The 24,866-nt window shown below is 70.6% G+C and carries 28 protein-coding genes and 1 pseudogene; 11 read left to right on the forward strand and 18 right to left on the reverse strand.

Translation table 11 applies throughout. The features are described 5' to 3' along the window. Positions 1-65: 65 nt before the first annotated feature. Together ABD198_RS02635 and ABD198_RS02640 are read right to left on the reverse strand one after the other, a co-directional pair. A complete protein-coding gene (locus ABD198_RS02635; RefSeq protein ID WP_343997642.1) occupies positions 66-2,648 on the reverse strand; it encodes a Tox-REase-5 domain-containing protein in 2,583 nt (860 codons plus the stop codon). Between the two features lie 146 nt (positions 2,649-2,794). Continuing rightward, complete coding sequence (locus tag ABD198_RS02640; protein ID WP_343997643.1) at positions 2,795-3,016, reverse strand: hypothetical protein; 222 nt, start codon at positions 3,014-3,016, stop codon at positions 2,795-2,797. Here ABD198_RS02640 and ABD198_RS02645 point away from each other — a divergent pair. Genes ABD198_RS02645 through ABD198_RS02655 form a run of 3 tightly spaced genes read left to right on the forward strand, consistent with a single transcriptional unit; the run spans position 2,973 to position 3,937 of the window. After that, positions 2,973-3,515 (forward strand): DUF5753 domain-containing protein, encoded by a 543-nt coding sequence (locus tag ABD198_RS02645; protein WP_425580402.1) that lies wholly within the window; start codon positions 2,973-2,975, stop codon positions 3,513-3,515. The genes ABD198_RS02640 and ABD198_RS02645 overlap by 44 nt on opposite strands. Positions 3,516-3,527: 12 nt before the next feature. Beyond that, on the forward strand, positions 3,528-3,719 hold the full coding sequence (locus tag ABD198_RS02650; RefSeq protein ID WP_343997644.1) for a hypothetical protein: 192 nt from the start codon (positions 3,528-3,530) through the stop codon (positions 3,717-3,719). A gap of 26 nt (positions 3,720-3,745) precedes the next feature. After that, positions 3,746-3,937, forward strand: a complete 192-nt coding sequence (locus tag ABD198_RS02655; RefSeq protein WP_343997645.1) for a hypothetical protein — start codon at positions 3,746-3,748, stop codon at positions 3,935-3,937. A 57-nt stretch (positions 3,938-3,994) separates the two neighbouring features. On the opposite strand, the gene ABD198_RS02660 is transcribed toward ABD198_RS02655, so the two are convergent. The 14 genes from ABD198_RS02660 to ABD198_RS02725 all read right to left on the reverse strand — a co-directional run bounded on the left by ABD198_RS02660 (position 3,995) and on the right by ABD198_RS02725 (position 15,942). Then, positions 3,995-4,642, reverse strand: a complete 648-nt coding sequence (locus ABD198_RS02660; RefSeq protein WP_343997646.1) for an OmpA family protein — start codon at positions 4,640-4,642, stop codon at positions 3,995-3,997. A gap of 8 nt (positions 4,643-4,650) precedes the next feature. Then, the gene (locus ABD198_RS02665) at positions 4,651-5,226 is read right to left on the reverse strand and encodes a hypothetical protein (protein ID WP_343997647.1); all 576 of its coding nucleotides are present in this window, start codon (positions 5,224-5,226) and stop codon (positions 4,651-4,653) included. 34 nt (positions 5,227-5,260) lie between these two features. Then, on the reverse strand, positions 5,261-5,860 hold the full coding sequence (locus ABD198_RS02670) for a pilus assembly protein TadG-related protein (protein ID WP_343997648.1): 600 nt from the start codon (positions 5,858-5,860) through the stop codon (positions 5,261-5,263). Further along, positions 5,860-6,057, reverse strand: a complete 198-nt coding sequence (locus ABD198_RS02675; RefSeq protein ID WP_343997649.1) for a Flp family type IVb pilin — start codon at positions 6,055-6,057, stop codon at positions 5,860-5,862. The genes ABD198_RS02670 and ABD198_RS02675 overlap by 1 nt, the downstream gene beginning before the upstream one ends. A gap of 162 nt (positions 6,058-6,219) precedes the next feature. Then, positions 6,220-7,086, reverse strand: a complete 867-nt coding sequence (locus ABD198_RS02680) for a response regulator (protein ID WP_343997650.1) — start codon at positions 7,084-7,086, stop codon at positions 6,220-6,222. A gap of 35 nt (positions 7,087-7,121) precedes the next feature. Continuing rightward, positions 7,122-8,444, reverse strand: a complete 1,323-nt coding sequence (locus ABD198_RS02685; RefSeq protein ID WP_343997735.1) for a sensor histidine kinase — start codon at positions 8,442-8,444, stop codon at positions 7,122-7,124. A 562-nt stretch (positions 8,445-9,006) separates the two neighbouring features. Next, positions 9,007-9,894 (reverse strand): DUF5936 domain-containing protein, encoded by an 888-nt coding sequence (locus ABD198_RS02690; protein ID WP_343997651.1) that lies wholly within the window; start codon positions 9,892-9,894, stop codon positions 9,007-9,009. A 13-nt stretch (positions 9,895-9,907) separates the two neighbouring features. Further along, entirely contained in the window at positions 9,908-10,852 is a 945-nt protein-coding gene (locus ABD198_RS02695; RefSeq protein WP_343997652.1) for a type II secretion system F family protein, read from the reverse strand. Between the two features lie 11 nt (positions 10,853-10,863). Further along, the gene (locus ABD198_RS02700; protein WP_343997654.1) at positions 10,864-12,201 is read right to left on the reverse strand and encodes a TadA family conjugal transfer-associated ATPase; all 1,338 of its coding nucleotides are present in this window, start codon (positions 12,199-12,201) and stop codon (positions 10,864-10,866) included. Positions 12,202-12,294: 93 nt separating this feature from the next. Next, positions 12,295-12,654, reverse strand: coding sequence for a TadE/TadG family type IV pilus assembly protein (locus ABD198_RS02705; RefSeq protein WP_343997736.1), 360 nt, complete (start codon positions 12,652-12,654; stop codon positions 12,295-12,297). 13 nt (positions 12,655-12,667) lie between these two features. Beyond that, on the reverse strand, positions 12,668-13,081 hold the full coding sequence (locus ABD198_RS02710; protein ID WP_343997655.1) for a pilus assembly protein: 414 nt from the start codon (positions 13,079-13,081) through the stop codon (positions 12,668-12,670). Continuing rightward, positions 13,078-14,331, reverse strand: coding sequence for a CpaE/TadZ family protein (locus ABD198_RS02715; RefSeq protein WP_343997656.1), 1,254 nt, complete (start codon positions 14,329-14,331; stop codon positions 13,078-13,080). The genes ABD198_RS02710 and ABD198_RS02715 overlap by 4 nt, the downstream gene beginning before the upstream one ends. 9 nt (positions 14,332-14,340) lie before the next feature. Beyond that, entirely contained in the window at positions 14,341-15,048 is a 708-nt protein-coding gene (cpaB, locus tag ABD198_RS02720) for a Flp pilus assembly protein CpaB (RefSeq protein WP_343997657.1), read from the reverse strand. 63 nt (positions 15,049-15,111) lie between these two features. Further along, entirely contained in the window at positions 15,112-15,942 is an 831-nt protein-coding gene (locus ABD198_RS02725; protein WP_343997738.1) for a hypothetical protein, read from the reverse strand. 353 nt (positions 15,943-16,295) lie between these two features. Between ABD198_RS02725 and ABD198_RS02730 the strand changes: the two genes are divergently transcribed. From ABD198_RS02730 to ABD198_RS02745, 4 genes are all read left to right on the forward strand, one after another. Continuing rightward, entirely contained in the window at positions 16,296-17,840 is a 1,545-nt protein-coding gene (locus ABD198_RS02730; protein WP_343997658.1) for a hypothetical protein, read from the forward strand. An 18-nt stretch (positions 17,841-17,858) separates the two neighbouring features. Continuing rightward, complete coding sequence (locus tag ABD198_RS02735; RefSeq protein WP_343997659.1) at positions 17,859-18,536, forward strand: hypothetical protein; 678 nt, start codon at positions 17,859-17,861, stop codon at positions 18,534-18,536. Between the two features lie 2 nt (positions 18,537-18,538). Beyond that, on the forward strand, positions 18,539-18,961 hold the full coding sequence (locus ABD198_RS02740; protein WP_343997661.1) for a hypothetical protein: 423 nt from the start codon (positions 18,539-18,541) through the stop codon (positions 18,959-18,961). Between the two features lie 191 nt (positions 18,962-19,152). Next, positions 19,153-20,862 carry a chitinase gene (locus ABD198_RS02745; RefSeq protein WP_343997662.1) on the forward strand — a complete coding sequence of 570 codons (1,710 nt, stop codon included), beginning with the start codon at positions 19,153-19,155 and terminating at the stop codon, positions 20,860-20,862. A 109-nt stretch (positions 20,863-20,971) separates the two neighbouring features. Here ABD198_RS02745 and ABD198_RS02750 read toward each other — a convergent pair whose 3' ends face one another. Further along, positions 20,972-21,172: a hypothetical protein gene (locus ABD198_RS02750; RefSeq protein WP_343997663.1), complete on the reverse strand. Its 201-nt coding sequence runs from the start codon at positions 21,170-21,172 to the stop codon at positions 20,972-20,974. 98 nt (positions 21,173-21,270) lie between these two features. Between ABD198_RS02750 and ABD198_RS02755 the strand changes: the two genes are divergently transcribed. Further along, the gene (locus ABD198_RS02755; RefSeq protein ID WP_343997664.1) at positions 21,271-21,840 is read left to right on the forward strand and encodes a maltokinase N-terminal cap-like domain-containing protein; all 570 of its coding nucleotides are present in this window, start codon (positions 21,271-21,273) and stop codon (positions 21,838-21,840) included. A gap of 190 nt (positions 21,841-22,030) precedes the next feature. Next, positions 22,031-22,222 (forward strand): hypothetical protein, encoded by a 192-nt coding sequence (locus ABD198_RS02765; protein ID WP_343997746.1) that lies wholly within the window; start codon positions 22,031-22,033, stop codon positions 22,220-22,222. A gap of 30 nt (positions 22,223-22,252) precedes the next feature. Here ABD198_RS02765 and ABD198_RS02770 read toward each other — a convergent pair whose 3' ends face one another. After that, positions 22,253-23,587 carry an Nramp family divalent metal transporter gene (locus ABD198_RS02770; RefSeq protein ID WP_343997666.1) on the reverse strand — a complete coding sequence of 445 codons (1,335 nt, stop codon included), beginning with the start codon at positions 23,585-23,587 and terminating at the stop codon, positions 22,253-22,255. Between the two features lie 405 nt (positions 23,588-23,992). Between ABD198_RS02770 and ABD198_RS02775 the strand changes: the two are divergent. Together ABD198_RS02775 and ABD198_RS02780 are read left to right on the forward strand one after the other, a co-directional pair. Then, a pseudogene (locus ABD198_RS02775) lies at positions 23,993-24,208 on the forward strand (HAD-IC family P-type ATPase); the annotation flags it as partial. Positions 24,209-24,310: 102 nt separating this feature from the next. Further along, on the forward strand, positions 24,311-24,853 hold the full coding sequence (locus tag ABD198_RS02780) for a DUF4396 domain-containing protein (protein ID WP_343997739.1): 543 nt from the start codon (positions 24,311-24,313) through the stop codon (positions 24,851-24,853). Positions 24,854-24,866: the final 13 nt, after the last annotated feature.

The following is a 24,866-nucleotide window of genomic DNA, read 5'->3' on the forward strand; positions in this document are numbered from 1 at the left end:
CCATAGGCCGCCCGGCGCGGCGCGTCCGGCCGCGGGCGAACGCCCGGGTCGCGGCCGGACGCCCGTCAGTCGAACTGCTCGGGCCTGCGGTCGCCGGCGACCGGCTTGGCCGGGGTGTGGACGACCTCGATGTCCAGGCCCGCGTCCTCGAAGGCGTCCCGGGCCGCGTCGGCGACCTCCCGGTTGGAGAAGTGCCACTCGACGGACTTGCCCCGGGCCGCCTCGACCTGACGGCGTGCCTCCTTGAGCAGGTTCTCCCGGCCGGACGCGGTGAGTTCGGTGCGGTCGGCGGTCAGGTAGCTGTCGTAGCCGTTCTTCGCCTCCAGATAGGTCTGACGCGAGGAGTCCCAGCCGTCGAACTCGACGTCCGGCACGTCCGGGTCCGGGTGCGGGACGACGTACTCGTATCCGCGCTTGGTCCCGGTGACCTGCTCCTGGTAGCGCAGCCAGGACTCGTTCTTCCAGTTCGGCTTAGGGTTGCGGTCGCGGCTGGCCCAGAAGCCGTCGCCGTTGTCCGCGTCGCCGTAAGTGCGGCTGCGCAGGTCGTCCGCCCAGTCCGGCGGGTTGTAGTTGCGCGGGTCGCTGGTGTCGTTGCGCTCCGGGTCCGGCCACTTCTTCTTGGCCTTCAGCGCCTCCTTGGCCCGCTGCGGCTCCTCGGCCCGCTTGCGCGCCAGGTAGGCCTCGCGCTCCTTCTTGCGTGCCTCCTCCGCCTGCTTCTTGGCCTCCGGGTCACAGCCCTCCTCGGCACGGACGACATACGTCGGGCCGGCCTGCGCGGCGGCGAGGACCTCCGTCCGGCCCGGGTTCAGCCCGGTGCCAGGGGTGGTGCCGGGTGCGCCGTCGCCGTACGGGACCCCCCGGTGCGGGGCGGCGATGGTGCAGCCGGTCTTGCGGGCCGCGTCCTCCGCCTCGTCGGCGGCCTCGTCGGCGCGGCGTGCCGCGTCCTCCAGGGCGTCCATGTCACCCGCCTTGGCGGCGCGGCGCGCGTCCTCCGCCGCATCGGCGGCGTCGTCGATGACACGGGTCAGCCGACCGAGGCTGCCGATCTTCTCGGCGATCTTGGCCTCGCCGTAGCCGGGGATGAACAGGGAGCCGACGTTCCAGATGACGGTGGAGACGGCCCGGGTCTTGTTGCCCTTGTTCCACTGGTCGGCGACGTCGTCGCCGATGAACATGTCGTACAGGACCGTGCCGCCGGTGTTCAGCGAGGCGCCGCCCCAGTCCCAGATCGCACCGAAGTAGTCGCCCTTGTCCCACTTCTCGCGGGCGTCGGCGGTGTTGTTCCACCACTCCTCGCCGAGCGAACTGCCGTAGTCCGCCAGGCCCTTGAGGGTGTCGATCGGGTTGGTGACGACGTCCCAGGCGCCGGTGATGTCGCCCCAGATGCCGTCGACGAAGATGCCCTCGCCGACCTGCTTGATCTGGTCGCCGGCGCAGCTGAAGAAGGCGCCGAAGCCGGAGAAGCAGCCCTCGTCGTCGCCGCCGTCCTCCCCGTTGTTCTCGGTGGGGTCCTCGTACGGCGGCTCGTCGATCTCCTCCTCGTCCGACACAGGGTCGGCGAGGTTCGGGTCGTCACCGGGGCCGTCGTCGCCGTTGCCGTTTCCGTCGCCGGTGCCGTTGTCGCCGGTGCCCGTGCCGCCGTTGTCGCCGTTACCGGTACCGCCGTTGTCGCCGCCGGTGCCGCCGGTGCGGCCGTCGCCGGTGTTGCCGCCGGTGTTTCCGGTACCGCCATTACCACCGGTCCCGCCGTTTCCGCCGGTACCGCCGTTTCCGCCGGTACCGCCCGTGTCACCGGTTCCGCCGCCGGTGACACCGTTCCCTCCGGTGTCGCCACCGCGGCCGTCCCCGGTGCCGTTCCCGTCACCGTCGCCGTTACCGTTACCGTTTCCGTCCCCGGTGCCGTTGTCGGCGTCGCCGCCGTTGTCGTCCCCGGCGGTCACCGTGCCGTCGCCGCCCTCCGGGCCGGGGCAGGCAGCCCCGGTGACCTTGCAGATCTGCGACTGGATGCCGGTGAAAATCTGCGTGCCGAGTCCGCTCAGGACCAGCGCGGCGATGATGGCGGCGACGACCGCGATCAGACCCGCGTACTCCACGGCCGTCTGCCCCTCGTCCCGGCGCCAGCGGATCATCCGGGCCAGGGAGAAGGGGCGGTACGGCGGGCGGGAGCCCTCCGGGAGGCGGTACCAGTCGCGGCTCTCCCGCCGGGTGAGGAAGTAGACGATCAGGATCGGCAGGAGCAGCTGGGTGGCGCCCCGGGTCGATCCGTCAGCGATGTTGGAGATCGAACCGAAGATCAGCCATGCCTGCACGACGAGCAGCGCCGCCCAGGTCCGCGGGCCGCCGTTGCGCCGCGTACGGCGCGCCAGCCACCAGCCGAGGGTGCCGGGCGCGGCGGCGTACGCGATCTGGGCGAGCAGATTGCCGTCGACCGCGTCGTACGAGCTCGCGGTCAGCAGCAGGCCGATCCCGCCGAGGACGGTGACCGCGAAGAGAGTGTGGACGAGGACGAGGGCGAAGAGGAGCGGCCTGGGCAGGGCGGAACGGCGTCCGGAGGCCCCGGAGGATCCGGAGGGCGGCACCGATGCACCGCCCGCCGTTATGCCGCCGCCGCTCCCGCCGGCCCCGCTGGCTCCCCCGACCGACGCCATGCCGACTCCCCCCTCGGACGCTCAAGTGCCGTGCTTGCACGCAGCCTTCGCAGCCGCGCATCTGGCGAGCGTAGGGAGGGAGCCCCGGGAGGGCATGGGCCCGTGGGCCCAATGGCGAGCCCAAATCCGGGCCGGGAAGCGGAAGGTCAGCAGATGCGCTGGCCGGGTGCGAGGACGCCGTCCGGGTCGTAGCGCCGCCGTGCGGCGGCGAACTCGGCCCAGAACGGACCGAAGTGACGGGCCCAGTCGTCCTGAGCGAGCGGTACCGAGCCGATCGGGTACCAGCAGCCGCCCGCGTCCACCGTCACGTCGTACTGGCGACGGTTGGCGGCGACGCACGCCGTCCGGGTCAGCACGGCCCAGGTCACGCACGTACCGGACCTGCTCCAGACGGAGGAGTACGCCCGCGGGGTGTTCGCCGCCGTCCTTCCGCCACTCAGCCGACTGGAGATCGAACTCCGGGTGGCCCACCGCATGGAGCGCCAGCAGGTGCTCGACCGGCCGGAGCCGCTCCCGTACGTCGCCTACGTCCATGAAGCGGCGCTGCGCATGCCGTACGGCGGACCCGACGCCATGCGGCAGCAACTCGACCACCTCGCTGCCGCGTCCGAGCGACAGTCAGTGGAGGTACGCGTCGTCCCCAACGGGGTCGGCGGCTTTCCGGGCGCCGGGCATGCCCTGCTCTACGCGGAGGGACCGGTCCCCCAGCTCGACACGATGCAACTGGACTCGGCGCACGGACCGGAATTCACCGGCGCGGAGGCTCAGCTCACGAAGTACCGTGCCCACTTGGACTGGATGGACAAAGCGGCGCTGCCACCGGCGGCTTCGCGGGACCTCATCCGCACCGATGCCCGTGAGATCTGAGGAGCCCCGATCATGGCCGGCATCGACTGGGAAGACCCGTTCTGCGGCGAAGGCAACAACTGCTTCCGCATAGGCACCGACGACGACGGCAACGCCTATATCGCCGTCGCCGGGCAGGAGGACACGCCTCTCAAGGACAGCCGGGATGCCCTGCGTGCCCTCATCCTCGAGATCAAGGCAGGCAAGGCGGACCACCTGCTGTGAGCGCCAGCGACTTCTGAGGAGTGCCGATGCCAGACATCACCTGGGAAGACCCGTACTGCGCCGAGGGCGCCAACTGTTTCCGCATTGGCACCGACGACGACGGCAACGCCTATATCGCCGTCGCCGGGCAGGAGGAGACGCCTCTCAAGGACAGCCGGGATGCCCTGCGTGCCCTCATCCTCGAGATCAAGGCAGGCAAGGCGGACCACCTGCTGTGAGCGCGGGCCGCTCGCTCCCGCTCTGGGCGGGACAGCGAGCGGCCCGATGCTCTCTGGTCAGTTGTCGGCGCGCGGGAAGGAGACCTCCACCCGGCGGTTCTTCTTCCGGCCCGCCTCCGTGGAGTTGTCGGCGATCGGGTACTGCTCGCCGTAGCCGCGTACCTCGTACGTGATGTCGGAGTCGTTCAGCTCGTCCTCCAGGACACCGTGCACGGCGTTCGCCCGCTTGCGGGACAGCACGTCTCCGTGCGCGGAGGAACCCAGGTTGTCCGTGAAGCCGAAGACGCGGACCTTCGTCGCGTTCTGCGCCTTGATCTCCTCGGCGATCTCCGCGATCCGGGACTTCGCCTTGGCGCTGAGCTTGGCGCTGTCCTTGCCGAACAGCACCTCCGCCTGGAGGGCGAACTTCACGTCCGAGTTGGTGTCCTCACGGCGCTCGTCACCGCTTTGGTCTTCGACAACCTGCTTGATGTCGAGAACCTTGGGCTCGGCGAGCGTGGCGCCGTCGGGGAGCTTGAGGTCCGGATCGTTGGCGTCCACCTTCACGGGAGCGGAGGGCTTGGCCTCGGTGCCCGGGGGGACGCTGGGGCCGTCGTCGGCGGAGGCGAGCGCTGCGCCGTAGACGTTCGTGGCGATCAGGAAGGTCGTCGCGGTCAGGGTCAGGGCCAGCCGCGATGGCGTGGGGCGCGTGTAGTTACGTGTCATGGCCGGCCTCACCCAGAGATCTGGATGGTGGCGCTGGCGAACGTGGGAAGCTGGAAGGTGACTTCGGTTGTGTCCGACGGTGGTGCAGGGAACTGCATGAAGACAGGGACCGATTCACCGGGCTTGAGAATGCCGAGATCCGTGGTGGTCAGGGGTCGCCCCTCAGTGTCGCGGAGCACGTAGTAGCGCTTCTTGCTCTTCGAGTCCACCAAGGTGGCCCCGCCCAGTGACCTGCCGTGTTTGATGATCTCGGTCTCGTCACCCCTGACTCCGGCAGGGACCGTGACCTTCTCAGATCCGTCGTTCTTGAGCTCGCCGTTCACTGTGACGAAGCCACCGGCATCGCGATCGGCTGAGGTGAGCCGAAGAATCAGGCCGTCTTGGCCCTTCAGCTCGGCCAGCGGCTCGTCGGCCTGCCCCTCCTGAGCACTCGGATTGGAGCCCTTGGAGGCAGAAGCTGAAGTCTCAGGCTTCTTGTCGTCCCCCCCGCCTCCGCCGCAGCCGGTTACGCCGAGGGCCAGTCCCGCGACAGCGGTCAGCACGACCATCCCCCTGCGGGCCTTCGTAGTGAACCGCATGCTCATGCCTCTGCTTCCTTCATCACTCGTCGTTCGCTTCTCAGTCGGCCAGGTGGACGTCGAACAGGTCCTCGGGCTTGGGCAACAGATCCTTGGGATCCTTGGGGTCGAGCTTCCACTGCCGGTCCTTGCAGTTGAGCAGGGGCAGTGTGTCACCGCCTTCCTCCCACCCCAGGAGATTGAACGTACAGCGGGGCTCGATCACCGCAGTGGCGGATTCCTTCGACTTTTCGTCCTCCGTGCCGGGAACGATGGAGTCGCCCACGGTGTCTTTCGTCTCGACCTCGACGGTGTAGCCCAGGAAGCCTTCCGGCGCGCAACTGACAACAGTCGCGTCATTCTGCGCTGCGAGCTGGTCCGCTCGCCAGCAGGACAGTCCCAGTCCCTGCGCCTTGCCGTCGAAGATGTCCTGCCACTTGGTGGGGTCGAGCACATTCTCGACCCAGGCGCCGGTGAGTTTGTCGCGCCGGTCCTGGGCCGCCGCGAGGGCTGCCGCATCCGCGGCAGTCTGAGCCTCATTCCGATTCGCTGCGGCCTGGCCGACCGCAAGGTACGCGAACGCGAGGAAGAGCAGGCCCCCCACCACAGTGATGTAGATGGGGAAGGCCTGCCCTGCGTCGCCGTGGATACGGGGCCGCATCAGCCGCCGGTGACCTCTTCCACCTTCTCCGTGATGGCGTCGAAGATGGTCTCGCCGATATCCGTCCCCGTGATCGCCAGCACGATCGCCACGACCACCGCGATGATGCCCAGGTACTCCACCGCGGTCTGGCCCTTGTCGTTGCGGGCGGCGCGGGACTGGAGGTACGCGACCGTCGTGTTGATCCAGTTGCTCATGGTGTTCCCCTCCGGCTGACGCTGCTGTTGCGGCCGCCGTCGTCTTCTTCGCGGTGCCGCTTTCGACACCAGAAACGTACGGCCGGACACCCCGCCCGCCAGAGGGTCCCAGGGCCCAATCGCGGGCCCAATCACGGGCCCAGTTCCTCGCCTGCATGGTCGTCAGCCCACCCCTCGGCCCGAACCCGGTGCCGTACCGAGCCACTTCGCCGCGGCCTCCGCACGGCTGGTGCTGTGGAGCTTGGCGAAGATGCGGTTGATGTGGTTCTTGACCGTCTTCTCGCTGATGAAGCAGGTGGCGGCGATCTGCTGGTTGTTCATCCCGGATGCGATGAGGTCCATGATCTCCGCCTCCCTCGCGCTCAGTTGGAACCTCGACCTGTCGGGAGCGGCCGGCAGGCCGCCTGTCCACCTAGACGACGACTGTGCCACAGCCGGTTGCACTTGCGAAAGGTTTTCTGCCGAAGCAGGTGGTTGAGAGATGCGCGAGAGCCCCGCATTCGGTGAACTCATGCGCGGTTCATCGGTCGTGGCGCCCAGCCCATCGGGCAGGGATGCGCCCTCATTGCCCCTCTCGCGCAGTTGCGCCAGCAATGCCCCGGCCGCGGTCGGCGTGAAGTGGGGCCTGCCCTCCTTGATGTCCCGCACCGCGGACACCAGTTGGTCGGCCGTGAACTCCCCGTGGACCAGGTAGCCGCCGGCGCCCCGGCGCAGGGCCTCCTGGACGATCTCCGACTCTCTGCTGTACGTCAGCATCATCACCGGTGCCAGCTCCACCAAGTACGGGAGGGCAGAGAGGCCGTCCACGCCCGGCATGCGGACGTCCAGCAGGATGACGTCGGGCTGGTGCTCGCGCGCCGCGTCGTAGGCCTGCCGTCCGTCGGCGACCTCCGCCACGACCGTGATGTCGTCGCGCCCGGAGAGCAACGCGGTCAGGCCGGCGCGGACCACCGGGTTGTCGTCGGCCACGACCACCCGCAGCGGGGCGGGGGGCGGGACGTTCTCGAACGGGTTCGGCGGTGGCTGCATGGGGGCGGCCTCCTCTCCGGGCGTGGGGGACGTCTTCATCGGGGCTGGGCCTCCCCGTGCGGCTGAGCGGCCGGCACCGGCGCCTGCACCGGAATCTGGGTGGTGGTGGTCAGCGCCGCCAGCGGCAGGTCCAGGCGGACCTCCGTGCCGCGAGGGTGCGAACCGCGGCCGATGCGGATGCGGGCGCCCACGGAGGCGGCCCGTTCGACCATGCCGAGGAGGCCGAAGTGGCCCGCCCGGCGGAGCTGTTCGAGGTCGGTGCCGGGCGGGAGGCCGCGGCCGTCGTCGTAGATGCTGATGCGGAGCAGGTCGCCGTGGACGCCGGCCCGGATCTCGACCTTGGTCGGTTCCGCGTGGCGGTGGGCGTTCTCCATGGCCTCGGAGGCGATGGTGAGGAGCTGGCGGGCCACCGCGGGCGGGACCGGCGGGACGCTGTGCTGCCCCGTGGGGCGGTAGGTGACCGCGAGGCCGGTGCGCTTGGCGAAGTCGCGGGTGCGGGCGGCCAGTTCCACGAGGACGTCCGTGCCCTGGGCCGGGTCGGACTCGCGGCGCAGGTCGGCGAGGAGTTCGCGGGACTCGGCGGCGGCGCGGCGGGCCGAGCGGGCGACCAGTTCGGCCTGCTGCCGGATCAGGGCCGGGTCCAACCGGTCCGAGCTCGCGCTGCCGGCCAGGCCGTCGGCCGCCAAGGCGACGCCGTGCAGGGTCTTGGCCACCGAGTCGTGCATCTCCCGTGCCAGGCGGGCGCGTTCGGCGCTGACCGCCTCGGTCACCGCCAGGCGCGCCTGGACCGTGGTGAGGGCGCGGGTCGCCTCGCCGAAGTGCAGCATCAGATTGCGCAGGCTGGAGCCGACCGCGCCCGCGACCACACAGAGGCCGGGGAGGAGCAGCGTCTCCGCCGGGCCGCCGCTGGAGTCCTCCACCGTGGCGTACACGAGGAGCAGGATCAGGCCCTGGAGGGAGGCGAAGAGCGCGGCGCCGCGCCAGCCGTAGACCAGGCCGGCGAGCAGCGGTGTGCAGACGCTGACGTAGGCGAGGGTGGTGTCGGGGCCCGCGGAGACGAGGAGCAGGGCGCCGAAGAGGGTGTCCGCGGCGAGCAGGACGGGGTGCCGCAGCAGGAGGGGGCCGAAGCGTTCCCAGTCGCGGAAGAGGACGTAGGACGCCATGAAGGTGAGCACCACCGCGATGGCCACCAGGTAGGTGCCCCAGCCCGGACCGGCGTTGAGAAGGGCCGAGGGGGCGGCCAGGGCGATCATCGCCAGGCGGAAGCCGAAGACCTGCCGGCAGAGGGCCTGGAGGGCGTTGACCTGAATGTCCACGTCGGGTGCGCCGGGCCGGGCCGCCGGCTGCGCGGGCTGCACCTGGCCGGCGGGCGGCTGTCCGTGCACGGGCGCGGCAGGAAACGCGGGCCCAGGAGCAGGAGCAGGGGCGGGTGCAGAGGCAGGGGCGGGTGCTGGCGCACCGCCGTCTCCGCGCGCGCCGACGTCTCCGCGCGCGTCGCCGCCCGCCTCGCCCTTGCCGCTCACTCCAGCGGGCGCGGAAGGCTGCGGCGGCACCGTCGAGGACTGCTCACCCTCGCCCGCGGCCACCCCGGCCTGGGCCTGGGCCCCCGCCTGAGCCTGGGCCTGCACCTGGGCCTGGGCCCCCGCCTGGGCCTGCTCGCCACCCTCGCCGTCGCCGCCGGCCGGTGCACCCACCCGCCCGGCGCCCTGCGCACCCCCCACCGGCTCCCACCCCGGCGGCAGCGCGGGCGTGACCGTGGTGACCGGGATGTCGGGGGCGCCGGTGCGGACGTGGGGCGGGAGGACCGTGCCCGCCGGGGGTGTGGTGATCTCCGGCGGACGCGCACGGCGGCGCAGCAGCCCCGTGCCCGTCGTGGCCGTGCCCTTCTCTTCCCTCGTCGTCATGTCACCCCTCCCCCGTCTACTCCCCTGTGATGGAGCCGAAGTCGGTGCCGGAGCCGAGGATCAGGCCGGCGCCGAGCAGAATCATCGTGGCCGGGACCATGAACGTGGTGATCATCATGGTGGCCTTGGGCACCGCCCGTGCCGCCTTGCGGCGGGCGTTCTGGGCGTCCGTGCGGCGCATGTCCTTGGCGAGGGCGACGAGCGTGTCCACGATGGGCGCGCCCAGTTCCTCGCCCTGCTGCAGCGCTGTCACGAACATGGCAACCTGTTCGCTGTCGTTGCGCCGCCGCAGCTCGGCGAAGGCCTGGCGGCGGCTCATGCCGAGGTCCATCTGGCGCAGGGTGATGCGCAGTTCGTCCGCCCAGGGGCCCTCGTACTTGGAGGCCACCCGGTCCAGCGCCTGGCGGAAGCCGAGGCCGGCGCTGACCACGACCGCGAGGACGTCGAGGAAGTCGGGCAGGGTGCGTTCGATGACGTCCTTGCGGACGCGGATCGCCGACCAGATGCCGACCTCGGTCCAGAACGCGCCGAAGGCGAGCAGCAGCAGCGCCACGAACAGCTGGCCGCGCATCAGGAAGACCAGGAAGCCGACGCCGCCGAGGAAGCCGTAGACGGCGCGGCGGGCGGCGTAGCGGTCGATGGTCAGGCCGCCGGGGTTGCCGGCCAGGTCGATCTTGCGGCGGTACTTGGCGACCCGCTTGGGGCCCATCAGGCGCAGCACGGCGGGGGCGTAGCGCATGCCGAGGCGGTCGACGAGGGAGTCCACCGCGCCGGTGCGGGTGGAGCCGACCTCCAGGGCGAGGGCCAGATCGCCGGGGAGTTTGGCCTCGGCGCGGTACATGCGGATGCCGGCGAAGATGCCCCAGACGCCGAGGCCCATCAGCAGCGCGAGCAGCAGACCCATGATTGCTGCCTCCTCAGACGTCGATGCGGGACAGGCGGCGGATGAGGACGAAGCCGACCGCGTAGAGGCCGAAGGCGATGATGACGGCGGCCTGGCCGACCGGGGAGCCGGTCATGCGTTCCAGGGCGCCGTCCTTGACGCCGTTCATCAGGAAGAGCGAGCCGACGCCGAGGACGGGGACCGCGTAGGAAGTCATGTTCACCTGGGAGAGCTGGGTGCGGACCTCGCGCCGGGTCTCCTTGCGTTCCTCCAGGGTCTCGGTGAGGTTGCGCAGAGCGCTGACCAGCTGGCCGCCGGCCCGGTTGGACAGCACCAGCGTGGTGACCAGCACGACGAGTTCGCGGGAGGGCAGGCGGTCGGCGAGTTCGCCCAGGGCGTCGTCCATGGAGGCGCCCACGGCGAGCTGGTTGGCGACCTTGGCCAGTTCCTCGCCGGCGGGGGCCTCCAGCTCCTCGGCGGCCATGCCGATGGCGGTGCGCAGGGCGAGGCCGGCCTGGGTGGCGTTGGCCAGGATGCGGGCGAGTTCGGGGAGCTGGTTGATGAACTTCTCGATGCGTTTCTGGCGTTGCCAGTTGAGGAACTGCAGGGCCACCCAGATGCCGAGGAGTCCGGCGAGCGGGCCGAAGAAGGGGGCGAGGGTGGCCTGGCCGATGAGCCACAGGCCGGCGACCGTGGCCATCATGTAGACGAAGAACTCGCCGGGGGTGACGTCCAGGCCGGTGGCCGCCAGGCGGAGTTCGAGTTTGCGCCCGAGCCTGGTGCGGCGCAGCCGGCGGTCCAGGGCCATGAAGTGGCGGCGGCGGCCGACGACCGGTATCTGGCCGGTGGCGCTGAGCCGGTCCACCAGTGCCTGCCGCTGGGCCCTGCCCATGGCGTACGAGTGCACGCCGACGACCGCGAGGACGCAGGTCAGCAGGGTGATGCCGGTGGTCAGCGTGATCAGGTTCTGCAGTTCCATGGGGAGTGGTCCTACCTGGCTTCTCGGGTGGCGAGCTGGTCGGCGCTCCGGGCGACGCCGAAGGCCTGGGGAATGGGCTGGCTCGCCATGTAGAGGCGGTCGGCGGTGCGGCGCGGGAGCGGGAAGTACTCGAACTGGCCGTAGACGCGGCCGTCGGCGGCCATGGGCTGGGCGTTGAAGCGGGCGACGGTGGCCAGGCGGTAGGGCTCGCCGCCGTGGCTGTCGAGGATGGCGATCTCGGTGATGCGGCGGGCGCCGTCGGCGAAGCGGGTGAGCTGGACGATGACGTCGACGGCGCTGTTGATCTGGTCGTGGAGGGCGACGAACGGGATCTCCACGTCCGACATGGAGGCGAGGGTCTGCAGGCGCATCAGCGCGTCCTCGGCGCTGTTGGCGTGGACGGTGGCGAGCGAGCCGTCGTGGCCGGTGGACATGGCCTGGAGCATGTCCAGGGACTCGCCGCCGCGGACCTCACCGACGACGATGCGGTCGGGCCGCATGCGCAGGGAGTTGCGGACCAGGTCGCGGATGGTGACCCGGCCCTTGCCCTCGACGTTCGGCGGGCGGGACTCCAGGCGGATGACGTGCGGCTGCTGGAGCTGGAGTTCGGCGGAGTCCTCGATGGTGATGATGCGTTCGCCCTCGGGGATCAGGCCGGAGAGGGCGTTGAGGAGGGTCGTCTTGCCGGTGCCGGTGGCGCCGGAGACGATCACGTTGAACCGGGCCTGCACCAGCCCGGAGAGCAGGTGCAGCATGTGCTCGTCGAGCGAGCCGAGGCCGATCAGCTCCTGGAGGGTGAAGGAGCGCGGGAAGCGGCGGATGGTGAGGGTGGCGCCGGTCAGGGAGAGCGGCGGGATGATGACGTTGACACGTTCGCCGGAGGGCAGGCGGGCGTCGACCATCGGGTTGGACTCGTCCACGCGCCGGTTGACGGTGGAGACGATGCGCTCGATGGTCTGCATCAGCTGCTCGTTGGAGGCGAAGCGCAGCGGCAGCTGCTCCACCCGGCCGCCGCGCTCGACGAAGATGGCGTCGGGGCCGTTGACCATGATCTCGGTGATGGAGGCGTCCTCCAGCAGCGGCTCCAGGATGCCGAGGCCGAGGGCCTCGTCGACGACCCGGCGGATCAGCTGGGAGCGCTCCACGGTCGACAGGACCGGGCCCTCGCGGCTGATGATGTGCCCGAGGACGCGCTCCAGCCGGACCCGGCGCTCGGCGGCGGCCAGCGAACTCATCTCCGCGAGGTCGATCTCCTCGAGGAGCTTGGCGCGGTAGGAGGCGACCAGGTGGCCGTCCTCCCCCCGGCTGCCGTTCTCCTCGGGGGAGTTGATGCGTGCCCGCAGGCTCATGAGTCCCGTGCTCCTCGTTCTTCGTTCCGCATGTCCTTGTTGGGGTGAGGTCTCTGGTGTCCTCGGCCGGTGCTCCTCGCGTCGGCGGTCTCGTCAGTGGTCGATGGGCATGGTGGCGGTCTTGACGGCCGGGTCGAAGTCCCAGCCCGGCACGATCGAGGGGATCTGGACGGTCGCCGTGACGGTGACCTCGTCGCCGCCCCTCGCCTCGGCGCAGTCGGTGCCGTCGGCCAGCCAGCTGCTGACGGCGTCGGCGCAGGCGGGCCCGGCGCCCTGGTCGAGGGAGGCGCTGCGCGCCCCGGCGCGGGCGGCGGTGCCGGCCTGCTGGGCGGTGTAGGCGATCAGGCCGAGCTGTACGGCGGCCATCGCGACGATGAGGAGGATCGGGATGAAGCCGAGGTACTCCAGGGCGGCCTGCCCCCGGTCCCGGCGGGTGCGGCGCTCGTACGGCATGTCGTACGGCATGTCAGCCCACCTCCTCCTCGACCGCGCCGGCGTGGCCGTTGACCTCGAAGGGGAAGTCGGCGGTGCCGGGGAAGAGAATGGGGACGTTCAGCTGCACGTCGGCGGTGACCATGCCGCCCCCCGTGGCGCAGTTCACCGTCGCGGCCCCCTTCCACGCGTCCGGCAGCTTGTCCAGTCCGGCTTCCTCGCAGGCACCCTGGCGTGCGTCCGGCGCCGTCGCCGTGCCCGCCCGTACCGCCTCGTCGGCAGCATTCCCCGCGAGGGTGAAGGTGTATCCCACGAGTACCAGCTGCCACAGGACCACCAGCGTGATCAGTATGGTCGGTGTCATGCCGAGGAACTCGACGGTGACCTGGCCCCGGTCGCGGTCCCGTATGTGCCCGGGTACGGGCCGTGTTCCGGTCCGTGTTCTCATCCCCCTGCCTCCTTCCGGCGCCGGAAGCTGACCGCTCCCCGGTCGCCGCGCAACCGGCCCGCCTTGGGGGCGCCCTCGACGCTCTTGACCAGGCCGAGTTCGCCGGCCAGCCCCCACAGGGCCTGCTTCACCGTGCTCTTGGCCTCGAGTTCGTGGACGCGGCCGGCGTCCACGACGGACTGCAGTTCCTTGTAGTGCGCGGGGATCGTCGTGGCGGCGACCGCCGTGCCGGTGATCTTCTGGATCAGCGGCGGCTGGATCTCCGTCGCCCGCGAGTGACGGTTGACGACGATCGTGGTCTCCTCGGCCTTGCGGATCTGGAGCCGGTCCCACATGCGCACCGCCCGCTTGGCCCCGCGCACGGCGATCACGTCCGGGGTGGTGACCAGCAGGGCAGTGTCGGCCATCTCCACCGCGGCCGCCCCGGCGCCGCTGAGCTGGGCCCCGCAGTCGATGACCACGACCTCGTAGCGGGAGCGCAGGGCGCTGACGATCTGGCGGGTGGCGCGGTCGGTGACGTCCTCGCCGCGTTCGCCCTCGGCGGGGGCGAGCAGCAGGGCGACGCCGGTGTCGTGGCGGAAGACGGCGTCGGCGAGGACCCGCGGGGATATGTCGTTGACCGCGGCGAGGTCGACGACCGAGCGGCGGAACTGCACGTCCAGGAAGGACGCGATGTCGCCGGTCTGCAGGTCCATGTCGACCAGTGCGGTGGCGCGGCCGGACGCCTGGGCGGCGAGGGCGAGCTGGATGGCGGTGAGGGTGGTGCCGACCCCGCCCTTGGCGCCGCAGACGGTGACGACGGTGCCGCCGACGCCGGTGAAGACGTCACCACCGGTGCCCAGGTGGCGCCGTACGCCGATGGACCACTGGGCGACGGCCTGGACGCGGCTGGCGAGTTCCTCGTAGCTCAGCGGCAGGGCCACCAGGCCGCGGGCGCCGTAGTCCATGGCGGCCTGGAAGAGGCCGGGGCTGGCGTCGGAGGTGACGAGGATGACGCCGACGGCGGGGAACCGCAGGGCGACCTCGCGGATCAGCTCCAGCGCCGGGACGGGGCCGATCCGTTCGTGCACCACCACGACCTCGGGCAGCTCGTCGACGGACTCGGCGGCCAGGCGCGCCAGGGTGTCGATGAGCTGCGTGGAGTCGACCACCGGGGCCACCGGCTCGGCGTCCGGGAGCTGGCTGAGCAGGGTGGTGATGGACCGGATGGCGTCCGCGTCGCCGACTGCCGGGAGGATCCTGGTGGACATGCGGGCCTCTCACTTGTCCTTCGCGAGTTCGTACGTCCGCTGTGAGTCGGGCACGGTGGTGTCGCTGCCGGGGGCGACCAGGGCGAGCCGGACCCGCTGGGCGAACGACTCGGCGTAGGTGATGCGCTGGGCGTCGATGGTGGACAGCGCGAAGGTGATCGGGACGGCGTCGGTGGGCTGCCGGCCGCGGTCGTTCTCGTCGGGCTTCAGCGGGGTGAGCCTGCCGACGTCGAGGACTTTGGCGTTGGTTACGATGATCTTGGACTGAGCGGGGTCACCCTCACGCTCTCCGTCGAAGGTGGCGTACACGTTGACGGTCGAACCCGGCGTGATCTTGCCGGCGACGCCGGTCGCCGCATCGATCATGATGGCGACCTCTTGCTGCCCGGGCTGCAGAGCGGGCTGATCCACGATCATGTCGCTCTGCAGCAGGGAGCCCTTCTGCAGGGTGGTGACGGCGATCTTGCCCTCGATGTCGCCGAGGTCGGTGACCGCGTTGTCGGACAGCCAGCGCTCGGGCATCTTGATCTTCTCGAACTGGCCCGTGTTGAGCGCGGTATAGGGCGGGACATCGGATTTCAGCCGGTACGCGGTGACCTCGGGGCCGACCTTGGACTTCACGTCGCTGATGACGGACAGCACGCCGGCGAAGGCGCCGAGGGCGCACAGGACCGACAGGATCAGGAGTATCACGCCGCGGCGCTGACGGGAGTTCATGAACCGTACAACCTCATTGGGGATATCGGTCGAGCGGAATCGGTGGGTGTCGCGGGCGGGCGCTCAGGCCCGCTGGGCGAGCGGATGCCCTTCGGGGACGGGTGACGTGGCGGAGCAGAAGACGCAGCGGTCGCCGATGACCTCGATGCCGCACCAGTGGCAGGCGCCGCGCCGGACGGACGTGACCAGTTGGTAGAGGACGGACAGGTCGGGCAGATACGTGCAGAACTCGATGAGCTTGCCGGTGCCCCACCAGCCCGGGGACTCGGCGGGCAGCGGCGTCTCGCGCAGTCCCTGCACGTTCCAGGACGGGGCGAGGGTGGAGGTCACCCAGTCGGACTGGAGCTGGCCCTTGGCGACCAGCATCCAGGTGCCGAACTCCGGCCCGTCCAGCTTGGCCTCCGGCCCCAGGCGGACCAGTTGGGGCTGGGGATGGGCGAGGACGGCGAACTGGCTGCCGGGCACCCAGGATCTGGCGTGCTGCTTCAGGTCCACGGGGACCCGGTCGAGCCGGGCGACCGAGGCGAGCAGCGCGCCGGAGTGGATGTAGTGGACGAGCAGCCGGCCGGCCGAGGCGAGGACGCCGGGGCCGAGGTCGCAGGAGGCGAGCTGGCGCAGCTGGCGGACCAGGGCGGCGAGCCCCAGCGGCGGCAGGTCCGGGGTGAACAGGGCGATGCGGTCGCTCTCCAGCAGCGAGCGCAGGGTGTGCAGCCGCCGCTGGACGGCGGTGGGCGTGGCCCGGGAGCAGACGACGATGACGTGCCCGGCCTGCTCGACCAGCAGCTGCAGTTCGGTCAGTGCCTGTTCCAGCGGGCGGGTGCCGATGTCCTTGAGCACCACGGCAGGCAGCGTCCGGTCGTCCTGCGGCGGCAGCACCATGTCGGCACTGGTCACGGCGATGGCAGTTGGCACGCGCAGCTCCCCGTTCTCCCCTAGCCCTCGGTGCACCGGGTGTGACGCCGGAGCACCCTGATGACTTCGCTGCGTGACTACCTCAGCACTGTATCCACGGCCCTGTGACCGTAGAACAGCGATTGTGTAGCTGAACAGCAACTGCCGTTGCACAAGGTGCGGCAAAACGGGGCAGGTTGAGCATCTCGCCGGTCCGGTTCGGCCCCTCGGGGGACGGCGCCGAACGCACCGGCTTGACGCTGGGCCCCGCTTTGGGCCCCGGGGCCCACGCTTCCCACCCGTCGTCCTCCTTACGCTCGCCCAGCACCGAGGACACGGGAGAGGGGGCGAGGCGGATGAACCGTTCAACACGGGCGAGTTGGGGCGATCGCGGGGCCACCGGGACCGAGTACCTCGGGATGATCGTGGTCACCGTGGCGATCGTGCTGGCGGTGTCGGCGACCGGCGTCGGGCAGCTGATCCACGACGAGATCGCCGCGCTGGTGTGCCGGGTGACCGGTGGCGGGAACTGCGGCGGAGGCGACAACACGGCGGAAAAGCCGCTCACCGACGCCGATTTCGAGCCGACGTTGTGTCAGGTGTCGTCCGTAACGGACAAAGCGGGCTCCAAGGCGAAGATCTTCTTCTTCGAGATCGGCCGGGAGTACGGCTTCCAGGAACAGCGGCTGCAGGCGAAGAACGACGTCAACGGCGACGGCAAGGTCGACGACAAGGACCAGGTGGTGTACCTGACGTTCACCGACGCCGCCTCGGTCGCCGCGAAGAAGGACTTCAAGCCCGGGATGAAGGTGGGCCGTTTCGGCACCGACACGGTCGAACTGGGCGCCGGCATCAAGGTCACCAACGGCGACACCTGGGTGTTCGAGAGCGCGGAGGAGGCGGAACGGTTCCGCGAGGACGTGGAGAAGCTGCAGATGTACGAGATGCGGCGGACCATGCCCGGCGGCGCGGAGGCCAGCCTCGGCGACAGCATCCTCTACCTCTTCGGCACCGGGCCGCTGAAGGAAGAGGAGGAGACCCGGGAGCGGGTCGAGGCGAACCTCGGCGGCAACCGGCAGATCACCTACGGCAAGGTGGGCCTCGACGCCTCGGCGTCGGCCGGCCTGAAGCTGTCCGCGGGCGACGAGCGCAAGCTGAGCGCGGCACTCGGCGGCAACTTCAAGTACTCCCCCGAGATCACCTGGACCGACAACGCCTACAAGGGCACCAAGTCGTACACCTACTCCTCCTCCATCGAGTACGGCACCAAGGCCGGCTACGAGGCCGGCCCGATCAGCGGAGACTACTCGGCCAGCACCACCCAGACCGGCACGGTCACGGTCACCTACGACAAGAAGACCGGCAATCTGGTCCGCATCGACATGACCCGCACCGTGGAGCGGGGCGGCCGGCGGGACGGCGCCAGGGTCGGCGGCGACAACGGCAAGGAGGGCGACGACAAGCGGGGCGGCAGCGTCGGCGCGAAGGGCACCGACTCCAGCACCGGCATCGAGATCGTCACCACCTCCGTCTCCTTCGACCCGGGCAAGGCCGGCGACCGCGACCGGGCGATCGCCGAGCGGTGGCTGGACAGCACGAACGAGCAGGTGGGGGCGCCGTTCCGGTACATGTTCGGTTCGGACGACCTCACCCCGGTCAAGCGGCCCGGCGCCGACGACCCCTTCGGGCAGCTGGTGTTCGACAAGGGGCGCTCCAGCCGGATGACGTACACCGGTGAGGTGAACGCCGCCGAGTACGGCTTCGAGCTGAACCTCGGGCTCAGCCTCGGGATGACGGTCAGCACCGAGCAGAAGAAGGAGACCCTGACCGACGCGGAGTTCCTCGGCGCACCCCGCGGGGACCGCCGCTCCTACATTCCCTACAGCTACTGTGCGAACTGACCGGACAAGGAGCCCCACATGCCCTCACTCTCGATGCCCGGCCGCACACCGACCGGCCGTACCCTGGCCAGCCGCGTCCCGGCCCGCCGCCCCTTGATCGGCCACACCTCGACCGGCCGCCCGCGGATGAGCCGCTTGCTCGGCCGCTCCTGCGCGGCGGCCGGACTGCTCGCCCTGCTGCTGACCGCCTGCGGCAACGGCTCGTCCTCGTCCTCCTCGTCGGCCGAGGTGCCGGACGGCTGGCGGACCCTCGAGACTCCGCGCGTCTCGGTCGCGTACCCGGAAGGCTTCCGGGAGCAGGGCGACGCCGAACGCAGCAAGCACAACGCCGCCGCCGCCGAACTGCGCGAGGACGGCCGCACCGTCGCCCTGATCACCGTGCAGCTGGGCTTCACCCGGGCGAACTCCGCCGAACAGGCGGCCATCGCCGCGGAGGCCGGCATCCAGCTGGGAGCCGATGTCGAGAGCACCAAGGAGGTCGAGCTGTCCGGCACGGACGACGCCCGTCGCATCGACTTCACCTTCAAGGCGACCGGCGAGGGCGGCGGCCCGGCCAAGGGCGCCACGGTCGAGGGCGTCATCCTCACCGGGCTGGACTCCAAGCAGGAGACCTTCGCGGTACGCATCGACGCCCAGCGCGGGAAGCTGGCGGACGTCGATCTGAAGCGGATCGTCGACTCGGTGGAGGTGCGGTAGCCATGGCCGTCGACGCACCGGTCAGGCCCGCCCCGGCGTTCATACGGGCCTGGGCGGCCGGAGTGATCGTCCTGGTGGCGACGGAGGTGCTCCAGGCGTCACTGGTGAACGACCACCTGGTGGGCCCCGAGGGCGTCCGCTCCTTCGGCGCCGCCCTGGGCCTGGTCCACCTGCCCAACCTGGTGTGCGTGGTCCTGGCGACCTGGGCGGCGGCCCGGATGCACCCGGAGCCGTGGCGGGACGTTCCCTGGCAGCATGCGGTGGCGGCATGCGCGGTGCCGGTCGCGGCCCAGATCCTGTCCCTGACCCTCCACCACGAGCGGGGCGGCCTCGGAACGCTGGGCTTCTGGATGTCCACGGGGGTCCTGCTGGCGGGCTGCGCGCTGGGGATGCTGGTGGACGGGTGGCGGGAGGAGAGCAGGTAGGTCCGCTGCTTGCGCGATCACTGCCCGGTTGTCGGCAGGGACCGATCGGCGCCGCGGCGGCGGGGGCGTCGGATGCCGACCGGTCCAGGAGTTGACGCGTACCGACCACTTGACACCGCAATTGGTCTGGACCAACTTGGTTGCAGCGATGGCCACCGCTCCCCTTCCCCACTCCCCCACCGGAGGCCTCAGTGGACCTCGTACACAGACGGTTCGGACGACGCAGGCGGGTGTGGGCGGCGGCCGTCACTGCCGCGCTCGCCCTCTCCTTCGCGGGTCTGGGCGCGAACCCGGCGTCCGCGGCCGACGTCAACAACGCCAGGAACGCCGGCTTCGAGTCGGGCCTGAGCAACTGGACCTGCTCCGCGAACAGCGGGACGACCGTCTCCTCCCCCGTGCACGGCGGCACCGCCGCGCTCAAGGCGACGCCCGCCGGGCAGGACAACGCGCGATGCAGCCAGACCGTGGCCGTGAAGCCCAACTCCACGTATCAGCTGAGTGCTTGGGTGCAGGGCGGCTATGCGTACCTGGGCGTGACCGGCACGGGGACCACGGACGTGTCGACCTGGACGCCGGACTCCGGCAGCTGGAAGCAGCTGACGGCCGGCTTCACCACCGGGTCCTCCACCACCTCGGTGACGGTCTACACCCACGGCTGGTACGGCCAGCAGCCGTACTACGTCGACGACCTGTCGGTGTTCGGGCCCGACGGGGGCGGCGGCGGTGACCCGGAGCCGACCGTCCCGGGCACGCCGGGCGGGCTGAGCGTCTCCGGCACGACGACGAACTCCGTTTCCTTGAAGTGGAACACGGTCTCGGGTGCGACCGGCTACACCGTCTACCGGGACGGCTCCAAGGTGACGGCGGTGACCGGCACCTCGGCCACGATCACCGGGCTCGAGCCCTCCGCCTCGTACTCCTTCCAGGTGGCGGCCACCAACGCGGCGGGCGAGTCGGCGAAGTCGGCGGCGGTCACGGCCCGCACCGAGGACCGGGACAGCGGCGGCGGCGGTGATCTGCCGCGGCACGCGGTGACGGGCTACTGGCAGAACTTCAACAACGGCGCCGCGGTCCAGCGGATCTCGGACGTCTCGGACCAGTACGACATCATCGCGGTCGCCTTCGCGGACGCCACCGGCACGCCGGGCGCGGTCACCTTCAACCTGGACACGGCGGGTCTGGGCGGCTACACCGTCGGCCAGTTCAAGGCGGACGTCCGGGCCAAGCAGGCCGCCGGCAAGAAGGTCATCATCTCGGTGGGCGGCGAGAAGGGCACCGTCTCGGTGAACGACTCGGCCTCCGCGACCAACTTCGCCAACTCGGTCTACTCCCTGATGCAGGAGTACGGCTTCGACGGCGTGGACATCGACCTGGAGAACGGTCTCAACGCCACCTACATGACGCAGGCGCTGCGCGCGCTGTCCGCGAAGGCGGGACCGTCGATGATCCTGACGATGGCGCCGCAGACCATCGACATGCAGTCGACGTCGAACTCCTACTTCCAGACCGCGCTGAACGTGAAGGACATCCTCACGGTCGTCAATATGCAGTACTACAACAGCGGTTCGATGCTGGGCTGCGACGGCAAGGTCTACAGCCAGGGCTCGGTGGACTTCCTGACCGCGCTGGCCTGCATCCAGCTGGAGGGCGGCCTCGACCCGTCCCAGGTGGGCCTGGGCCTGCCGGCCTCGACCCGGGGCGCGGGCAGCGGCTACGTGGCGCCCTCGGTGGTGAACGCCGCCCTGGACTGCCTGACCCGCGGCACCAACTGCGGCTCCTTCAAGCCGTCGAAGACCTACCCGAGCCTGCGCGGCGCGATGACCTGGTCCACCAACTGGGACGCGACGGCGGGCAACGCCTGGTCGAACGCGGTGGGTCCGCATGTGCACGCACTGCCGTGAGGTTCTCGGACGTGTGAGGCTGTGCCCCTGAGGCACAGCGTGCGAACTGCGCCCCTGCCCGCCGCACTTGGCGGGCAGGGGCGCACGCGGTTACTGCCGGCGGGGCTCCTCAGAGCGTCTCCTGAAGCCAGTCGAAGACGACCGACTGCCGCCAGCGGGCGACCGGGAACGCGGCGAGCGCCGGCGTGCCGTGCCGGAAGTCCAGGTCGTTGCCGGGCCGCCGCAGCACGGGCGGCGGCTCCCACGGCTGCCACAGCGGATCGCCTCGCCGGTCGTTCGAGGAGTCACGAGCTTCGCCGGACGACGCCATCACCGGCCGCCCGGACGGCTCGGTGGCCCCGCCCCGGTAGGTTCGCTCACGTCCCCTCGAACGGGGTGGACCGGGAGACACGCGCAGGGGAGACGTGCATGGCCCTCATTCACCGCACCACCATGACGCCCACCAAGCTGGAGCTGCTCACCGGCTGGCTGCCGAAGCAGAGCTGGTACGCCGGGGACACCGGGCAGCCGGAGCCGGCGAGGGCGGGCGGGTTCCGGCTGGACGATCCGGCGGGCGAGGTCGGCATCGAGTTCATGGTCGTGACGGACTCGGCCGGGAAGGAGCCGGTGGCGTATCTGGTGCCGTTGAGCTATCGGGGGGCGGCGCTGGAGGGCGCGGCGGACGAGGCGCTGATCGGGACCGCCGAGCACGGTGTTCTGGGCACGCGGTGGGTGTACGACGGTCTTCAGGACCCGGTGGTGCGGGAGCAGTTGCCGGCTCTGCTGCGTGGTGAGGCGGTGCCGCAGCATCAGTCCGAGAGCAACACACCCGATCCGTCCGTCACCGTGCACGGCACCTGCCCCACCGGGGAGCCCGAGGTCCGGGTGAACCGGGTGCTGCGCCCGGGAGAGCACCCGCACACGACGTCCGCGTATGTGGTGGCCGGGTGGACCTGGCCGGACGGGACGGGGGCGCGGGCTGTGTTCGCCGTCACGTGAAACATTTCGCCGGGTTCAGCGCATCAGAAAGGTGAGAGCGGCCCGGGGAACGACGGGGGATCGACGGGGGGGATGGCGGAATGGGGCTGGGGCAGAGGGAGGGGGCGGGGCGTGCGGCGGGGTACTCCGAGTTCGCCTCGGCGCGGGCCGGGCACCTGTACCGGTCCGTCTGTCTGCTGACGACCGCGCGGTGGTCGTGCTGCGGTACTGGGAGGACCGGTCGTGGAGCGTCGACACCCTGCGCCCGGACGGGTTGCGGGTGGTGATCAGCGCGTTCAACTCCGGTGACCAGCACGAGGACGCCACCCGGGACGCCCCCGCGCTGAGCATCGCGGAGCTGCGCGAGATCGCCGTCAGTTCCGAGTGGGACCGGCTGGGGTGACGGACAGAACCCTCATGAGGAGAACCCCGGCTAGAAGAACTCCGACCACGGCTGGTCCCAGATCTGCTTGATGCACAGCACCAGGAACAGCAGCCCGGCGACGGTCAGCATGGCGTTGCTGAGCAGGCCGTTGCGCCATTCGCCGGGCGTGCGGGAGGAGTTGAGGAGCCAGATGAGGGTGAGGGCCAGGAAGGGCATGAAGGCCGCGCCCAGCACGCCGTAGATGATGACCAGGCGGAAGGGCTGGCCCTCGAAGAGGAGGATCATCGGCGGGAAGGTCAGCCAGAGCAGGTAGGCGCGGAAGGGCCAGGACTTCTCGCGGGCGCCGGAGGCGATCTCCTCGCCCCTCGACTCGGCGGCCTTGCGCCGGCCTCGGGTGACGAAGTCGGTGAACATCAGGCTCACGCCGTGCCACACGCCGATCAGCGAGGTGAAGGACGTGGCGAAGAAGCCGATCAGGAAGAACTTGGCCGTCGCGGTGCCGTACTCCTTCTCCAGCATGTCGCCCAGCTGCAGCAGGCCCTTGTCGCCGCTGGCGATGGCCACATGGGCGGAGTGGAGCAGTTCGGCGCCGACGATGAGCATGGCGACGACGAACACACCGGTGGTGATGTAGGCGACCCGGTTGTCCAGCCGCATCACCTTCATCCAGCCGGTGTCGGTCCAGCCCTTGGCGTTCACCCAGTAGCCGTAGGCGGCGAGGGTGATGGTGCCGCCGACGCCGCCGATCAGGCCGAGGGTGTTGAGGATGGAGTCCTCCGCGTCGGGCAGCACCGGCAGCAGCCCGGCGAAGGCGTCGCCCAGGTTCGGGGTGACACGGACCGCCAGATAGACGGTGACCACGAACATGACGCCCACCAGGACCGTCATGACCTTCTCGAACACCGCGTACTGGTTGAACCAGACGAACAGCAGCCCGACCAGCGCGCAGGCGATGCCCCACCATTCGAGGTCCATGATGCCGGGGAAGAGCGCCTGGAGCGGCAGCGCGCTGGACGACATGGCGGCCGCGCCGTAGACGAAGCCCCAGATGACGACGTAGACGCCGAAGAACCAGGTGGTCCAGCGACCGAGGCCGGCCCAGCCGTCGAAGAGGGTGCGGCCGGTGGACAGGTGCCAGCGTCCGGCCGCCTCGGCGAGGGAGATCTTCACGATGCAGCCGATGACGGCGGCCCACAGGAGGGTGTAGCCGAAGTTGCTGCCCGCGATCAGCGTGGCGACCAGGTCACCGGCGCCGACGCCGGTCGCGGCCACGACGATTCCGGGGCCGATGTATCTCCAGCTGCTTCTGCGGGGCCCGGAGCCCGCTTCGGCCCCTGCTCCGGTGTCCTGGGTGTTTCCCGTGTGTCCCGTGGTGTCCGCCATGGGGGTCAAGAAATCCCATGCGGGGCGGCGGGACAAGAGGGCCTGCGGGGATCTTCACCGGATGTGCCTGACCGTGTGACCGAAAACCCGCAGGCGCACCGAAACCCGCGCGCGTCTTGAGGGGAGCGGACCCCGGCGTCTCCCCGACGGCGGGCTCGGCGCGTCTCCGACCCCGGGCTCGGCGCGTCTCCGACGGCGGGCTCGGCGCCTCTCCCCCATCGCCCCAGTGCATCTTCTCCCCCGATCACCCTTGGCATTGATACCCCCATGGGGTATACAGGATCTGTGATGGAGATACCCCCCTGAGGTATCAAGCGCCAAGTGAGGGAGCGCACCGATGGCCACCACCGTCCCGGACCGGACCACCGAGGTCGAACTCGCGATCGGCGGCATGACCTGCGCCTCGTGCGCCGCGCGGTGGCCGCCGAGGTCGGCATCGACGAGGTGATCGCCGAGGTGATGCCGGAGGACAAGGCCGGGATCGTCAAGCGGCTGCAGGACGAGGGCCGTACGGTCGCCATGGTCGGCGACGGGGTCAACGACGCCGCCGCGCTCGCCCAGGCCGACCTGGGGCTGGCGATGGGCACCGGGACGCACGCGGCCATCGAGGCCGGCGACCTCCCTCGTCGTCGGCAACAGCCTGCGACTGCGCCGGTTCGAGGCCGCGCGATGACCACCCGCCGGGCCCTCATGGGACACGCTCAGGAAGGGAACCCGAGAACCATGGACCACACCGAGCACGGGCACCCCGGCCCCGTGCACACCACCGGGCACGGGCACAGCGACCACGGAAACGGCTCCCACGACGGCCACGGGGCTCACGGACGGGGCGGTGCCTCCTGGAAGACCGCCGTGATGGCGACCCTGCACTGCCTGACCGGCTGCGCCATCGGCGAGATCCTCGGCATGGTCATCGGCACCGCCCTGCTGTGGGGCAATGTCCCGACCATGGTGCTGGCGATCGCGCTGGCGTTCCTGTTCGGCTACTCGTTCACCCTGTTCGCCGTCGTGCGGGCCGGGGTGAGCCTGAAGAACGCGGTCCGGGTCGCGCTCGCCGCCGACACCGTCTCCATCGCCGTGATGGAACTGGTGGACAACGCCGTCGTCGCCCTCACCCCGGGCGCGATGGAGGCCGGACTGGCCGACGGGCTGTTCTGGTACGCGCTCCTCGGCGGCTTCGCCGTGGCGTTCGTGATCACCACACCGATCAACAAGTGGATGATCGGCCGCGGCAAGGGGCACGCGGTGGTGCACGCGTATCACTGAGCCGCGGCCGATC

Origin of the sequence: Streptomyces thermocarboxydovorans (assembly GCF_039524635.1) — a bacterium.
Lineage (GTDB): Bacteria > Actinomycetota > Actinomycetes > Streptomycetales > Streptomycetaceae > Streptomyces > Streptomyces thermocarboxydovorans.

What these genes read in the sequence shown, in the direction of transcription:
- ABD198_RS02740 (WP_343997661.1), top strand. Translation starts at nt 18,539, where the DNA reads ATGGCCGTCGACGCACCGGTCAGGCCCGCCCCGGCGTTCATACGGGCC.
- ABD198_RS02690 (WP_343997651.1), bottom strand. Translation starts at nt 9,894, where the DNA reads ATGGGTCTGCTGCTCGCGCTGCTGATGGGCCTCGGCGTCTGGGGCATC.
- ABD198_RS02750 (WP_343997663.1), bottom strand. Translation starts at nt 21,172, where the DNA reads ATGGCGTCGTCCGGCGAAGCTCGTGACTCCTCGAACGACCGGCGAGGC.
- ABD198_RS02655 (WP_343997645.1), top strand. Translation starts at nt 3,746, where the DNA reads ATGCCAGACATCACCTGGGAAGACCCGTACTGCGCCGAGGGCGCCAAC.
- ABD198_RS02650 (WP_343997644.1), top strand. Translation starts at nt 3,528, where the DNA reads ATGGCCGGCATCGACTGGGAAGACCCGTTCTGCGGCGAAGGCAACAAC.
- ABD198_RS02680 (WP_343997650.1), bottom strand. Translation starts at nt 7,086, where the DNA reads ATGCAGCCACCGCCGAACCCGTTCGAGAACGTCCCGCCCCCCGCCCCG.
- cpaB (WP_343997657.1), bottom strand. Translation starts at nt 15,048, where the DNA reads ATGAACTCCCGTCAGCGCCGCGGCGTGATACTCCTGATCCTGTCGGTC.
- ABD198_RS02770 (WP_343997666.1), bottom strand. Translation starts at nt 23,587, where the DNA reads ATGGCGGACACCACGGGACACACGGGAAACACCCAGGACACCGGAGCA.
- ABD198_RS02675 (WP_343997649.1), bottom strand. Translation starts at nt 6,057, where the DNA reads ATGAGCAACTGGATCAACACGACGGTCGCGTACCTCCAGTCCCGCGCC.
- ABD198_RS02715 (WP_343997656.1), bottom strand. Translation starts at nt 14,331, where the DNA reads ATGTCCACCAGGATCCTCCCGGCAGTCGGCGACGCGGACGCCATCCGG.
- ABD198_RS02730 (WP_343997658.1), top strand. Translation starts at nt 16,296, where the DNA reads ATGAACCGTTCAACACGGGCGAGTTGGGGCGATCGCGGGGCCACCGGG.
- ABD198_RS02735 (WP_343997659.1), top strand. Translation starts at nt 17,859, where the DNA reads ATGCCCTCACTCTCGATGCCCGGCCGCACACCGACCGGCCGTACCCTG.
- ABD198_RS02780 (WP_343997739.1), top strand. Translation starts at nt 24,311, where the DNA reads ATGGACCACACCGAGCACGGGCACCCCGGCCCCGTGCACACCACCGGG.
- ABD198_RS02700 (WP_343997654.1), bottom strand. Translation starts at nt 12,201, where the DNA reads ATGAGCCTGCGGGCACGCATCAACTCCCCCGAGGAGAACGGCAGCCGG.
- ABD198_RS02710 (WP_343997655.1), bottom strand. Translation starts at nt 13,081, where the DNA reads ATGAGAACACGGACCGGAACACGGCCCGTACCCGGGCACATACGGGAC.
- ABD198_RS02660 (WP_343997646.1), bottom strand. Translation starts at nt 4,642, where the DNA reads ATGACACGTAACTACACGCGCCCCACGCCATCGCGGCTGGCCCTGACC.
- ABD198_RS02665 (WP_343997647.1), bottom strand. Translation starts at nt 5,226, where the DNA reads ATGAGCATGCGGTTCACTACGAAGGCCCGCAGGGGGATGGTCGTGCTG.
- ABD198_RS02695 (WP_343997652.1), bottom strand. Translation starts at nt 10,852, where the DNA reads ATGGAACTGCAGAACCTGATCACGCTGACCACCGGCATCACCCTGCTG.
- ABD198_RS02755 (WP_343997664.1), top strand. Translation starts at nt 21,271, where the DNA reads ATGGCCCTCATTCACCGCACCACCATGACGCCCACCAAGCTGGAGCTG.
- ABD198_RS02705 (WP_343997736.1), bottom strand. Translation starts at nt 12,654, where the DNA reads ATGCCGTACGAGCGCCGCACCCGCCGGGACCGGGGGCAGGCCGCCCTG.
- ABD198_RS02670 (WP_343997648.1), bottom strand. Translation starts at nt 5,860, where the DNA reads ATGCGGCCCCGTATCCACGGCGACGCAGGGCAGGCCTTCCCCATCTAC.
- ABD198_RS02635 (WP_343997642.1), bottom strand. Translation starts at nt 2,648, where the DNA reads ATGGCGTCGGTCGGGGGAGCCAGCGGGGCCGGCGGGAGCGGCGGCGGC.